This is a genomic window from Marinobacter sp. M3C (assembly GCF_023311895.1).
Taxonomy (GTDB): Bacteria; Pseudomonadota; Gammaproteobacteria; order Pseudomonadales; family Oleiphilaceae; genus Marinobacter.
On sequence record NZ_CP092284.1, the window covers coordinates 4187302 to 4199501 of the forward strand.

14 protein-coding genes are annotated in these 12200 nt (G+C 57.0%); 8 read left to right on the forward strand and 6 right to left on the reverse strand.

Features of this window, described 5'->3' with window-relative positions:
* Positions 1–46: 46 nt before the first annotated feature.
* The 6 genes from cmoB to MIH18_RS19705 form a co-directional block, all read right to left on the reverse strand.
* A complete protein-coding gene (cmoB, locus tag MIH18_RS19685) occupies positions 47–1042 on the reverse strand; it encodes a tRNA 5-methoxyuridine(34)/uridine 5-oxyacetic acid(34) synthase CmoB (protein WP_249005622.1) in 996 nt (331 codons plus the stop codon).
* Complete coding sequence (gene cmoA / locus MIH18_RS19690) at positions 1039–1794, reverse strand: carboxy-S-adenosyl-L-methionine synthase CmoA (protein WP_249005621.1); 756 nt, start codon at positions 1792–1794, stop codon at positions 1039–1041. Before cmoA ends, cmoB begins: the two co-directional genes overlap by 4 nt.
* Positions 1787–2167 (reverse strand): kinase, encoded by a 381-nt coding sequence (locus tag MIH18_RS19695; protein WP_249005620.1) that lies wholly within the window; start codon positions 2165–2167, stop codon positions 1787–1789. The genes cmoA and MIH18_RS19695 overlap by 8 nt, the downstream gene beginning before the upstream one ends.
* Before the next feature lie 52 nt (positions 2168–2219).
* Positions 2220–3245: a serine/threonine protein kinase gene (locus tag MIH18_RS19700; RefSeq protein ID WP_249009021.1), complete on the reverse strand. Its 1026-nt coding sequence runs from the start codon at positions 3243–3245 to the stop codon at positions 2220–2222.
* A 156-nt stretch (positions 3246–3401) separates the two neighbouring features.
* A complete protein-coding gene (locus MIH18_RS23980; RefSeq protein WP_283164059.1) occupies positions 3402–3533 on the reverse strand; it encodes a hypothetical protein in 132 nt (43 codons plus the stop codon).
* Positions 3534–3715: 182 nt separating this feature from the next.
* Positions 3716–4474, reverse strand: a complete 759-nt coding sequence (locus MIH18_RS19705; RefSeq protein ID WP_249005618.1) for a ComF family protein — start codon at positions 4472–4474, stop codon at positions 3716–3718.
* A gap of 49 nt (positions 4475–4523) precedes the next feature.
* Between MIH18_RS19705 and bioB the strand changes: the two genes are divergently transcribed.
* The 8 genes from bioB (at position 4524) to MIH18_RS19745 (ending at position 12048) form a co-directional block, all read left to right on the forward strand.
* Entirely contained in the window at positions 4524–5588 is a 1065-nt protein-coding gene (bioB, locus tag MIH18_RS19710; protein WP_249013295.1) for a biotin synthase BioB, read from the forward strand.
* A gap of 17 nt (positions 5589–5605) precedes the next feature.
* Complete coding sequence (bioF, locus tag MIH18_RS19715) at positions 5606–6802, forward strand: 8-amino-7-oxononanoate synthase (protein ID WP_249013296.1); 1197 nt, start codon at positions 5606–5608, stop codon at positions 6800–6802.
* Positions 6802–7542, forward strand: a complete 741-nt coding sequence (locus tag MIH18_RS19720) for an alpha/beta fold hydrolase (protein WP_249013297.1) — start codon at positions 6802–6804, stop codon at positions 7540–7542. Before bioF ends, MIH18_RS19720 begins: the two co-directional genes overlap by 1 nt.
* Positions 7529–8335: a malonyl-ACP O-methyltransferase BioC gene (gene bioC / locus MIH18_RS19725; RefSeq protein ID WP_249013298.1), complete on the forward strand. Its 807-nt coding sequence runs from the start codon at positions 7529–7531 to the stop codon at positions 8333–8335. Before MIH18_RS19720 ends, bioC begins: the two co-directional genes overlap by 14 nt.
* Positions 8336–8361: 26 nt before the next feature.
* A complete protein-coding gene (gene bioD, locus MIH18_RS19730; protein WP_249013299.1) occupies positions 8362–9054 on the forward strand; it encodes a dethiobiotin synthase in 693 nt (230 codons plus the stop codon).
* A 50-nt stretch (positions 9055–9104) separates the two neighbouring features.
* Positions 9105–9365, forward strand: coding sequence for a flagellar biosynthesis protein FlgE (locus MIH18_RS19735; protein ID WP_249013300.1), 261 nt, complete (start codon positions 9105–9107; stop codon positions 9363–9365).
* 39 nt (positions 9366–9404) lie between these two features.
* Entirely contained in the window at positions 9405–9932 is a 528-nt protein-coding gene (locus MIH18_RS19740; RefSeq protein ID WP_249005611.1) for a putative metalloprotease CJM1_0395 family protein, read from the forward strand.
* A 316-nt stretch (positions 9933–10248) separates the two neighbouring features.
* Positions 10249–12048, forward strand: a complete 1800-nt coding sequence (locus tag MIH18_RS19745) for an acyl-CoA dehydrogenase C-terminal domain-containing protein (protein WP_249013301.1) — start codon at positions 10249–10251, stop codon at positions 12046–12048.
* Positions 12049–12200 lie beyond the last annotated feature (152 nt).

Sequence of the window (12200 nt, forward strand, 5' to 3'; positions counted from 1 at the left end):
CCCTGGTCTTTAAATCGGGGACAGATTTGAACTCTGTCCCCGGACTTTAGCTGGGTTTGTTCGCAATCAGGGTCGCCCGTAGCGGGCCAGGATAACCCTCAATGGTGCGCTTGGGGTCATCGGGATCAAGAAAATCCTGTAACGAATTAAACCGCATCCAGTCGGTACTGCGTTGTTCTTCGGTGCTGGTTGCAGTCACATCCACCACCCGTGCATTCACAAAACCACAACGGTCGAGCCAGCGCAGCAGAGTAGCGCAGCTGGGCAGAAACCAGACGTTGCGCATTTGGCCGTAGCGATCTTCCGGCATCAGGCTGGCGCCTTCCGGGCCGTCTATTACCAGGGTTTCTAGCACCAACTCACCACCATTGCGCAGGGTGTCTTTAAGTTCCAGAAGATGGTCCAGTGGCGAGCGTCGGTGATACAAAACGCCCATAGAAAAAGTGGTGTCAAAGGCCTGGAGTTTTGGCGGCAGGTCCTCAATGCGAAGTGGCAACAGGTCCACCGGCACATCGGTTAGATAGTTTTTCACCGCTAGAAACTGGAATAGAAATAACAGCCCCGGATCAATGCCAATCACCCGCGCGGCGCCGGCGCCGTGCATGCGCCAACAGTGATAGCCAGAGCCGCAGCCAACGTCCAACACCTGGCGCCCGTGCAGGTCAGTCAAAAACGGCGCCACCCGGTCCCATTTCCAGTCTGAGCGCCACTCGGTATCAATCGCGGTGCCAAAAAAATCAAACGGGCCTTTGCGCCAGGGCATCAAGCCCCGCAATCCCGTTTCCAGATCTGCAGATTGTTCCCGGGCTAGGGTTTGACCGGCACGCAGGGTCACGGCGTGTGCATCCAGTATGGGCTGCACGTTCGGCAGCGTCGGCAGTAAATTCAACGCACTCTGCCAGCGCGGAACGTCGCCGTGGGGCGTTTCATCAAAGCGTTGGGTCAGCTGCTGACGAATCTGCGTGGCCCAGGCGCCGTGATTCTGCTGCTCAAGGTGTTCGAACAGGTTGTTATAGCAGGTCTGCCAGTTGAAATAGCTCATTTAATGGCCAGAATCGAGACGAAATTAAAGCACTGATACCACACCAGCGCCCGTTCAAAACCGGCGTTTAAAAGGCGTTGGCGATGGGCTTCCAGGGTTTCCGGAATCATTACGTGCTCTATGGCGCTGCGTTTTTGGCTGATTTCCAGATCTGAATAGCCGTTGGCACGTTTGAATTCGTGATGTAAGCGAGTTTGTATTTCCTGATCGGTATCGTCGTCAAAGCGCAGTTTTTCCGACAGAATCAGCGCGCCACCCGGGCGCGTGGCCCGGGCAATTCGCGTCAGCAGATCTGCGCGATCAGAGAGCGGCACAAACTGCAGGGTGAAATTCAGCGTGGTCACCGAGGCATTGCGCATGTCGGTGTCCAGTATGTTTTCACAACGCAGAGTGACCGGCAGCGGATGATCATCCAGAGCTATATAATGCCGGCAGCGTTCGATCATCGCCACCGAGTTGTCGACACCGATGAGTTCGCAGTCGCGGTCTTGGATGCCATGGCGCATGGCCAGGGTAGACGCACCCAGCGAACAACCCAGATCATAGGCGTTGGTGCCGGGCTGAATGTACTGCTCGGTGATTACTTGGATCATTGGAATGATGGTGGTATAGCCCGGCACAGAACGCCGGATCATGTCCGGAAACACTCGCGCTACTGCGGCATCAAAGCGAAAGTCTTCCGGGTTGCGTTCGGTGGCAAACAGTCGGTCAGTGAGTTGCTGTGGTGCCACCGGTTTAGGCTGTTCAGTCATCGCTTTGGTCCCGTTGCCCCGGGTTTTCTGGCTCCGGCAGGGCCGACGGTCCGGTCGGTGAGGGACGCGAGCAGCGCACGCCACGATTCTTGTAATCCACCAGAACGCCGAGATAGGAAGGGTCGATATCCGCGGCAATGGCCAGATAGCCGTTTTCACATCGCGCGTGCAGTTCAGAGGCTTTTGATGACATGTTGAAGGATTCCCCGGGGTTGACCTGAATGGCCGTAAATTCACCGATGGGGAGGTTCTCTTTATTGTCAGAATGATCAATTTTTCCGGTGATCTCCAGCACCAATACCGAGCCAACAATAGCAATGACGGCGGTGAGAATTAAACTGCGGGTGGTATAGAGTTTCGAATCCTGACTCATAGTGGCCTCTGTAAAATATCTGAAAAAATTTGATCACAAATACGGAAAAGGATCAGTACTGACCGGGAAGTGAAATCGCCGGTGCCTGAAGGGCCGAAAGTTGCTCGCGCAGCGACAGTATCTGATCTGACCAGAAGCGCGGCTGGCCGAACCAGGGGAAAAACCGTGGAAAGGCTGGGTCGTCCCAGCGCTTCGCCAACCAGGCGCAGTGGCTGACCTGGCGATAGCAACGCAGTGGCTCAATCAGGTGGCGTTCGCGGCGCTCAAATGGCCGGAACATCTCATAGCCTTCCAATATTTCGCCCAGTTGCGCTCCGCGCTCGCTATCTTCACCGTTCAACAACAGCCACATATCCTGAATAGCGGGTCCGCTGCGGCAATCGTCCAAATCGACAAACAACATTCTGTCCTCACGGCACAGAATATTGCCGGCGTGACAGTCACCGTGCAGGCGCAACGTATTGATGTTGCCTGCGTCGTTAATACGGGTACGGCATAAGCGCAGCAGATCTACCATCAGGCTGTCCCAAGCCGGGCGCAGGTCCCGCGGGACCCAGTTGCCTTCAAGCAACAGTTCATTATTTTGCTCGATGCCGGTTGGTATTGACGCCACCGACAGGTCGGGGCGATGGCTGAATTTTCGGGCAGCGCCAACATTGTGAATCTGGCCCAGCCATTGGCCCAGCCGGTACAGGGTGTCTTCTACGCTGACATCCGGCGCCTGGCCACCGCGCTGGGGAAATACGGCGAACCGGAAAGGTCCCCTCTGGCCCAAGGTATCGCCATTGGGTAGGGTAAGTGGTGCAACCACGGGAATGTCCGCGGCCTCCAGTTCTTTGGTAAAACTGTGCTCTTCGCGAATCGAGGCTTCGGTCCAGCGTCCCGGGCGATAAAATTTTGCAATCACTGGCGGGCCTTCGTCCAGCCCGATCTGATACACCCGGTTTTCATAGCTGTTGAGCGCAAACAGGCGGCCGCTGACCGCAAAGCCTGCGTCTTCCATCGCATCTAAAAGCGCGTCTGGCTTTAGGGCATCGTATGGGTGCCCGGAAATCGCATTGTCAGGATGTTCAGTCATGAATTCGCTGCCGCCATGAATTTGCCGGCCAGTATAACCGGTATCGTCGCTGGCGTAATCTTGACAGCGCACCTATGCCTCGCTGTTTTGGCTGATACAATTCCCCAGTCCACAATAACGCCATCCAGACCAGGGGGAATCATGGCCTTACCGTTGTTAATCGCAAAAACCGCCGTGATCGGGGCCGGTGTTGTTGGCTTGGCTGTGGCGCGCCGGCTGGCGCAACTGGGCCACCAGCGAAACCCAGGCCCAGCGCTTGGCGTGTATTTTAGCTACAGCGGCTAGCACTCGTTTCGTCAGTTGGTGTATCCGCTGCCGGAACCCGGCGGCCTGGGCTGAATCCGGAAAAGTGACAGCCTGCTTACGCCGGTATTCGGCCAAAACTGGCCCGGTCAGACGGCGGTTTTTGTGATTTCCGCATTGATGGCCCGCCCCAGCATGGCGTCGCCGAGCGCCTCGCCTAATCGGTGCTATCCCGGCGTTCGCGCCAGGGCCCAAATCTGGATATGTTCAGCCCCGGCCTGCTGCAGTGCCTGCGCCAGCAAGCGCGCGGTGGCGCCGGTGGTCACCACGTCATCAATAATCGCAATTCGTGGCGGAGGCGTGCCGGTGGCCTGGAACACGCCCTGCAGGTTGGCTAACCGTTGTGCACGGTTTAACGTGCGTTGCGCTTGAACCGTGCTTCGACGCTGCACCAGATTGCCTGCCAGCGGAATATCCAGCCGTCTGCTTAGTTGTTCCGCAATATCCCTGGCCTGATTAAAACCGCGCTGGTGCCTGCGCTTGGGGTGCATGGGGGCGGGTATCAATACATCCGGTCTTAGTTGCGGCTGGCGCAGCAGGCTTTCGTTGACCAACTCCCCCAGTGCGGCGGTCAGTGGGCGGCCATAGGCTCGTTGGCCCTGGTATTTGTAACGGCCGATCATTGCCGCCACCGGAAACTGATAGCGCAGGGGCGCCAGTGTTAAGTCAAACGCCGGTGGTCGCTGAAGACACTCGCCGCACAAATGACCGGCTGCCGGAAACGGCAAAGGCAGGGCGCAACATCGGCAATGCCAGCGATTCCACGGCAGGTCGGCAAAACAACCCTGACACAGACCGTTGCGGGCAACCGGGTTTAAACAGCCGACACAGCGCCCGGCCTGGCGCTCAATGTTAACCAAAAAACCGCTTTTGCTGTTAACCAAAATTTTGTTTAGGGTTGACAGCCACTCCGATGGCTTTATCATTTGGCTTCTCCGTAAACCAAGAATCCTTTAAAGGTTAACAGGAACTCCAATGAGCGCCAATGAACTCCGTCACGACTGGACACTGCCACAGGCCCGGGCATTATTCGAGCTGCCATTCAGCGACCTGCTGTTCCGTGCCCAGACTTCGCACCGCCAGTACTTTGATCCTAATGAGGTGCAAGTCAGCACCCTGCTGTCGATAAAAACCGGCGCTTGCCCGGAAGACTGCAAATACTGCCCCCAGAGCGGCCATTACAACACCGGGCTGGAAAAAGAAAAGCTGCTGGACATTGAGAAAGTCGTCGCTGAAGCACGTGCGGCCAAGGCCAAGGGCGCTTCGCGTTTTTGCATGGGTGCCGCCTGGCGTAGCCCGTCCAAAAAAGACATGCCTTACGTGTTGGATATGGTTAAACAGGTGAAATCCCTGGGCATGGAAACCTGCATGACCCTGGGCATGCTCAAATCCGAACAGGCCGACGAACTGGCGGCGGCCGGGCTGGATTATTACAACCACAACCTGGATACCTCGGAAAAATTCTACAGCCATATCATTACCACGCGCACCTATCAGGATCGCCTGGATACCCTGAGCAACGTGCGTAACTCCGGCATGAAAGTCTGCTGCGGCGGTATTCTGGGCATGGGTGAAGACGATGACGACCGCATTGGCCTGCTGATGCAACTGGCCAACCTGCCCCAGCATCCGGAAAGTGTTCCAGTGAATATGCTGGTGAAGGTGAAGGGTACGCCATTGGAAAACGTGGCCGATCTGGACCCGTTTGATTTTGTGCGCATGATTGCCGTTGCGCGGATTATGATGCCGGCGTCCCACGTGCGCCTCTCCGCCGGCCGGGAGAATATGAACGAGCAAATGCAGGCCCTGTGCTTTATGGCCGGCGCCAACTCCATATTCTATGGTGAAAAACTGCTCACCACCGCCAACCCGGAAGCCGATGCCGACATGGCCCTGTTCCGCCGCTTGGGGATTCGCCCGGAGCAGCGCGAGCAGTGCGGCACAGAGCAAGAGCACGAAGAGGTGCTGGCAGAGGCTGTCAATCAGGAAGCAACGCGCCACCTATTTTACGATGCGACCTGCGAATCCGCGTCGGTCTGACCCGCGAGTGACCGAGTATGCGTGACTTCCAGCTTGAGTTGCAGCAACGCCGCGAGGCCGGTCTGCATCGCCAGCGCCGGGAAATCTCGGGGCCCCAGCGGCCGGCGTTAACCGTGAATGGCCAGCCCTTGTTGTCGTTTTGCAGCAACGATTACCTGGGGCTGGCCAATCATCCGGATAACCGCAAAGTGCTGGCTGAGGCGCTTAACGAGGATGGCCTGGGCGGTGCGTCTTCCCACCTGATTTGCGGCCATCACCGGGCTCATCAGCAGCTGGAAAACCAACTGGCAGCTTTTACCGGGCGCAGCTCGGCGCTCCTGTTCTCAACCGGATACATGGCCAATCTGGGTGTAATCTCGGCGCTTGCAGGCCGCGGCGATACGATTTTTTCGGATCGCCTTAATCACGCTTCTATTGTAGATGGCTGCAAGCTCAGTGGAGCAAGGGTCAGGCGTTATCATCACGGCGATCTGGATGCGTTGGCGCGAATGCTGGAACAAACCGAGGGCCACAAACTGGTGGTAAGCGACGGTGTATTCAGCATGGATGGCGATGAAGCGGCGTTGGTGTCATTAGCTCATTTGTGCACAAAGCACGATGCACTGCTTATGATCGACGACGCCCACGGCTTTGGCGTGTTGGGCCCCCAGGGCCGTGGCAGTGTAGCGGCTGCCGGGTTAAGTGAAGAGCAAGTGCCGGTGCTGATGGGCACTCTGGGCAAAGCCGCAGGCACCAGCGGCGCCTTTGTAGCAGGCCCGGCATGGTTAACCGGCTACTTGATGCAAAAAGCGCGTACCTACATTTACACCACGGCCATGCCTCCGGCTTTGGCGCTGGCCAGCTGCAATAGCTTGAGCCTGATCGAAAGCTTTGATCCACAGCGCGCGCACCTGGCGGCGCTGATTGATCGTTTCCGCGATCAGGTTACACGTATGGGCTATCACCTGATGCCCTCGGCCACGCCCATTCAGCCGATTGTCGTAGGCTCTAACGAAGCGGCGCTGGCGCTCAGCGGTGAGTTACAGAGCCGCGGCCTGCTGGTGACGGCTATTCGCCCGCCCACGGTGCCCGAAGGTCAGGCCCGTTTGCGCATCACCCTCAGCGCGGCCCATAGCTTTGACGATCTGGATCGCCTGCTGCAGGCGCTGGTGCAATGTCGCCCCGATTGTGTTGTAAGCCCCGTGCTTATTGAATCCTGTGTAGAGAATGTTTGATGGCGCGCTTCAGTTCACTTGTGGTGATAGGCGGTTGGGGTGTGCAGGCGGCCATGCTGGAACCGGTGTATCGGCACTGGCAAGGCGCGGTGGAAGTCGTTTCGTTAACCGACGACGGGTTAAGTTCCTGCGACAGCCCCGCACACGCGGCCGCGATTCTGCTCCAGCGCTACCCCCAGCCGTCGGTGTGGCTTGGATGGTCGCTGGGCGCGCAAGTTGCCATGGCTGCGGCCCGGGCGAATCCGCACTCGGTTAATAAGGTTGTGACCCTGGGTGGTTTTCCGCAATTTGTGGCGTCGAAAAACTGGCCGTGGGGTGTTTCGACCGCTATATTTCGGCGCTTTGAACGATATTTTGAGCGCCAGCCACAGGCCTGTCGGGCGTCTTTTTTCGCGCAGATGATTGCTGGCAGCGAACACCAGGCAGCTTTGGCTCGGGCTATAAAACCTTGGTTGAAGCAGGGCTTGCCCGAGCCGATTGATCCATTGGCGAAAGGCGTGCGCTGGCTGCGGGACTGCAGTCAGTTGTGTGCCTGGCAGCAGTGCCCGGTGCCAACCTTACATGTGCGGGGTAGCTGCGATGCAGTGGTTCCGCCTTGGGCCCAGCACATGGTTATGCCCGCTTACAATCGTGCGGTTACCATCGACGGCATGGGCCATTGGCCCGGGGAGTACTATGGCCCCGAATGCTGGCAAGCCATTCACGATTTTCTAACGAGTTCACACGATGTTTGCCACTAAACAGGCGGTCGCCTCCGATTTTGGCTGCGCCAGCGCCAGCTATGAAGGCGCGGCGCGGCTGCAACGGCAAATGGGTGATGCCATGTTGGCAACGATTACCCAGCCGGTATTACAGGGCGCCACCGTTGTTGATTTAGGCTGCGGTACGGGTTGGTATACGCGCCAGTTGGCGCAGCGCTTTGGAGCGCATACCGTCGGTGTAGACCTGGCGCCCGGTATGCTGGCGTATGCCCAGGCACAATTAATGGGCCCTGAAGCAATCCAATGGCTAGAGGCAGATGCGGAGCGGTTGCCCTTGGCCAACCAGAGTGTGGATATGATTTACAGCAACCTGATGATCCAGTGGTGCCATAATCCACGAAGCGTATTGCGGGAATGCCTGCGGGTATTGCGCCCGGGTGGTCAGTTGCGGGTGTCAACGCTTTTGCTGGGTACACTGCAGGAGCTACAACAGGCGTGGACCCTGGCCGACCCACATCATAAGCATGTAAATGGGTTTATTTCTGCCGTGGATTTCGCGGCCACCACCGTTGAGATTTTGCCAGCGGCACAATGGCGCTCGCAGATGATCACGCTGGATTACCCAACGCCCATGGCGTTGATGAACGAGCTCCGGCAACTGGGGGCGGGTTATAAAGACATTCAGCGGCGCAAGACCGCCACTGCACCCGGGCGATTAAAACAGATGTGCCAGAACTATCCGCAACAGCCCGATGGCGGCATTGTTGCCAGCTACCACGCGGGCTGGCTGGAATGGCGAAAACCAGTGCCATCCCCGTTAACCTGTGACTAAACACTCACGCTGTCAGGGCATTTTCAATGGCCAAAAAAACCTATTTTGTAACGGGCACCAATACTGACGTCGGCAAAACCGTGGTGACTGCGGCGCTGCTGGAGGCCGCGAAGCTGCTGGGTAAACGTACCCTGGCGATGAAACCGGTTGCCGCTGGCTGCGTGCAAACGCCAGATGGCTTGCGTAACAGTGATGCGCTTATTCTGCAGAACGCGATGACTGAACAGCTGCCTTATGACGTGATCAATCCGGTCGCTTTGGAGCCTGCTGTTGCACCCCACGTGGCGGCGGCACAGGCCGGGCGCAACCTGAGCGCCGATCGGCTAGCCGGTTTTTGTCGCGGCATACAGCTACGCCCAGCAGACCTGTTACTGATCGAGGGGGCAGGTGGCTGGCGAGTGCCTTTGAACGATCGCGAAACCTACAGTACCCTGGCGCAGCGATTGAATATTCCGGTGATTCTGGTGGTCAGTTTGGAGCTTGGGTGCATCAACCACGCGTTGCTGAGCGCCGAAGCCATTCGCCGCGATGGTCTGGTACTGGCCGGCTGGGTGGCTAACCGGCCGCGGGAAACCGTGATGAGCTGTGAAAACGATACCCTGACGTATCTGCAACAGCACCTGGCTTGCCCATGCCTGGGTGTTATGCCCTGGTTGAGTGAGCCCCTGCCACAGACTCTGGCTAAATTTCTGAATGTGACGCCGTTGATTGAAAATTGAACAGCATTGTGGCTTACTAATGGCGTAATCATATCCTCTGGTAGGTGACCATGATCAACACTACTCTTCCCAGTGCTTTCAGTACCGGTATGCAGGGCATACAGAGCGGTGTGGCCGGCTTGGACGATGCTGCCCGCCGTATCGCCCGTGGTGGTGTGGACGGCCCCCAAGGCACTGGCGGTTCAACTGGAGGTGGGATTATCGAGCCCATGGTAGATTTACAGTTGTACAAGCGCAGCGTTGAAGCGTCGGCGCAGGTGGTAAAAACCGCGGACGAAACCCTGGGTTCGCTCCTCGACATCATGGCTTAAGGCCCTCGCCCTGATTAGTTAGGGTTATATTCTGACACCATGAATATTTCGTCCGCTTCTCCTCAAACCTCAGCCATAACTTTGCGCCCGTCGCCTGCCAGCGATCAGTCGCCACGCCTGAATGAATCTGATTTAAAACTGCTGACACAGCTAAAAGCCCGTGACCGGGAGGTGCGTGCCCATGAGGCTGCCCACCAGGCGGCGGGCGGTCAGCATGCTGGTGCAATGGCGCTCACCTATGAGCAAGGGCCAGACGGCGTGCAGTATGCGGTTGGCGGTGAAGTGCCTATCAGCGTATCGGCGGTTTCAGGTGACCCCCAAGCCACGGTTGAAAAAATGCGCACCGTGCGGGCGGCCGCCATGGCGCCGGCCCAGCCATCATCGGCAGATCTTGCGGTGGCTGCCCAGGCCATGCAGACCCTGCAACAAGCTCAGATGGAGTTGGCCGACCCAGCCGTACAGGAACCTTTGGGAGCTCGTCAGGCCCGGGATACTTATGCAAGAGTGTCTGCCTTTGGCGACGACAACAGCGCTCGCACATCAGGTTTTCTGAACATCTCTGTCTAAAAATCTCTTTATTTCCCGCCTTCGTACATCGCCCGCTAAGCCCTTATGAACGCCCCCCTCTTACCTGTAAACGGCAAGTCAAAGGTAAGTGTTTGTTTCGCGTTTTCGATGGTTGGCAAACGCTGGACTCATGTGGGGAGTTGTCGCAGAACAAGTTATTTTTGACCGGACTCTTGACAGTTCTGTGCTTCGAAACGTATGTTTCAAACAATCGTTTAAATAAACTCGAAGCACGTTACCGGAATCCCTCCGGCTGCATCGGGTTACCAGCTGCCACGATTTAAGGCGGCCATCACTGAAAACCGAGGTCGATTACATGCCTGACTACAAAGCACCCCTGCGCGACATCAAATTTGTAATGAGTGAGCTGCTGAACAGCGACAGCCATTACGCCAATCTGAACGGCGCCGAAGACGCAACGCCGGATATGATCGATGCGATCATTCAGGAAGGTGCAAAATTTGCAGAACAGGTGCTGTCGCCACTGAACCAGAGCGGCGACCGTGAAGGGTGTACCTGGAGTGAAAGCGGCGTTAAAACACCGGCCGGTTTCAAAGAAGCCTACAGCAAGTTTGTTCAGGGCGGCTGGCCATCATTAGCGGCTGACCCTAATCACGGTGGGCAGGGCTTGCCTAGCTCCCTGGGTATCGTGATGAGCGAAATGAACGGAACCGCTAACTGGTCATGGGGCATGTACCCGGGTTTGAGCCATGGCGCTATCAACACTCTGGAAGAACACGGTACCGAAGAGCAGAAGCAGACGTACCTGACCAAGATGATCAGCGGCGAGTGGACCGGTACCATGTGCCTGACCGAAGCACACTGTGGTTCGGACCTGGGAACCCTGCGTACCAAAGCCGAACCCAATATGGACGGCTCGTACAGCATCACCGGCACCAAGATCTTTATTTCGGCAGGCGAGCATGACCTGACCGACAACATCGTTCACATTGTGCTGGCCCGTTTGCCTGGCGCACCGGAAGGCACCAAGGGTATTTCCCTGTTTGTAGTGCCCAAGTGCCTGCCTGCGCAGGACGGTTCAGCTGGCGAGCGCAATGCGCTGTCTTGCGGTTCTATTGAACACAAAATGGGCATCCACGCCAACGCCACCTGCGTGATGAACTTTGACGGCGCTAAAGGCTGGCTGATTGGCCCGGAAAACAAAGGCCTGAACGCCATGTTCACCTTTATGAACGTCGCGCGTATTGGCACCGCAATTCAGGGCCTGGGTGCAGCAGAGCTGGGCCTTCAGGGTTCAGTGGCCTACGCTAAAGACCGCCTGGCCATGCGTGCGTTAAGTGGTGCAAAAAATCCGGACAGTTATGCAGACCCGATCATTGTGCATCCGGATGTTCGCCGCATGCTGCTGACCCAGAAAGCCATCGCTGAAGGCGCCCGTGCGCTGATTTACATGACGGCACAGAAAGCCGATATTGTTCAGCGTGGTAAAACTGAAGAAGAGCGCAAGGCCGCTGACGAGCTGCTGGGCTTTTTGACGCCTATTGCCAAAGCGTTCCTGACTGAAATCGGATACGAGTCAGCCAGCCTGGGAATGCAGGTATTCGGTGGCCACGGCTATATTGCCGAGTGGGGCATGGAGCAGAACGTGCGTGACGCCCGTATCGGCATGATCTATGAGGGCACCACCGGCATTCAGGCGCTGGACCTGTTGGGTCGTAAGGTGCTGATGACTCAAGGCGAATCGTTGAAAGGCTTTACTAAGCTGGTGCACACTTTCTGCAAGGAAAATACCGACAACGAACAAATGAAGCCGTTTGTTGAACCGTTAGCCGCGATCAACAAAAAATGGGGCGAGCTGACCATGAAGCTGGGCATAAGCGCCATGAAAAACCGCGAAGAGATTGGCGCCGCGTCTGTGGACTACCTGATGTACTCCGGTTACGCGGTATTTGCGTATCTGTGGGCGCAGATGGCAAAAGTGGCTCAGGACAAGTTGGCAAAAGGCAGCACTGAAGAGTTGTTCTACAACGCCAAGTTGCAGACTGCACGCTTCTACTTCACCCGCATGCTGCCGCGCACCAGGGCCCATGCAGTAACCATGCTGGCGGGGGCTGACACCCTGCTGGATATGCCGGAAGAGGCGTTTATTATCTAGCGTTGAGGCGTTTGATTCATCGCTAACGTCGTAAAAGGCCCGTCCCATATCGAGACGGGCCTTTTTTTATGAGTTAGTGACGGGATTGCGGTAAACTCTACGCAGTAAAAAATAATAATCGCGGACACACGTACAGACAGGGGCACCGGCTA

What these genes read in the sequence shown, in the direction of transcription:
- MIH18_RS19700 (WP_249009021.1), bottom strand. Translation starts at nt 3,245, where the DNA reads ATGACTGAACATCCTGACAATGCGATTTCCGGGCACCCATACGATGCC.
- bioD (WP_249013299.1), top strand. Translation starts at nt 8,362, where the DNA reads ATGGCCAAAAAAACCTATTTTGTAACGGGCACCAATACTGACGTCGGC.
- bioF (WP_249013296.1), top strand. Translation starts at nt 5,606, where the DNA reads ATGCGTGACTTCCAGCTTGAGTTGCAGCAACGCCGCGAGGCCGGTCTG.
- MIH18_RS19740 (WP_249005611.1), top strand. Translation starts at nt 9,405, where the DNA reads ATGAATATTTCGTCCGCTTCTCCTCAAACCTCAGCCATAACTTTGCGC.
- MIH18_RS19735 (WP_249013300.1), top strand. Translation starts at nt 9,105, where the DNA reads ATGATCAACACTACTCTTCCCAGTGCTTTCAGTACCGGTATGCAGGGC.
- cmoB (WP_249005622.1), bottom strand. Translation starts at nt 1,042, where the DNA reads ATGAGCTATTTCAACTGGCAGACCTGCTATAACAACCTGTTCGAACAC.
- MIH18_RS19745 (WP_249013301.1), top strand. Translation starts at nt 10,249, where the DNA reads ATGCCTGACTACAAAGCACCCCTGCGCGACATCAAATTTGTAATGAGT.
- bioC (WP_249013298.1), top strand. Translation starts at nt 7,529, where the DNA reads ATGTTTGCCACTAAACAGGCGGTCGCCTCCGATTTTGGCTGCGCCAGC.
- bioB (WP_249013295.1), top strand. Translation starts at nt 4,524, where the DNA reads ATGAGCGCCAATGAACTCCGTCACGACTGGACACTGCCACAGGCCCGG.
- MIH18_RS19720 (WP_249013297.1), top strand. Translation starts at nt 6,802, where the DNA reads ATGGCGCGCTTCAGTTCACTTGTGGTGATAGGCGGTTGGGGTGTGCAG.
- MIH18_RS19705 (WP_249005618.1), bottom strand. Translation starts at nt 4,474, where the DNA reads ATGATAAAGCCATCGGAGTGGCTGTCAACCCTAAACAAAATTTTGGTT.
- cmoA (WP_249005621.1), bottom strand. Translation starts at nt 1,794, where the DNA reads ATGACTGAACAGCCTAAACCGGTGGCACCACAGCAACTCACTGACCGA.
- MIH18_RS19695 (WP_249005620.1), bottom strand. Translation starts at nt 2,167, where the DNA reads ATGAGTCAGGATTCGAAACTCTATACCACCCGCAGTTTAATTCTCACC.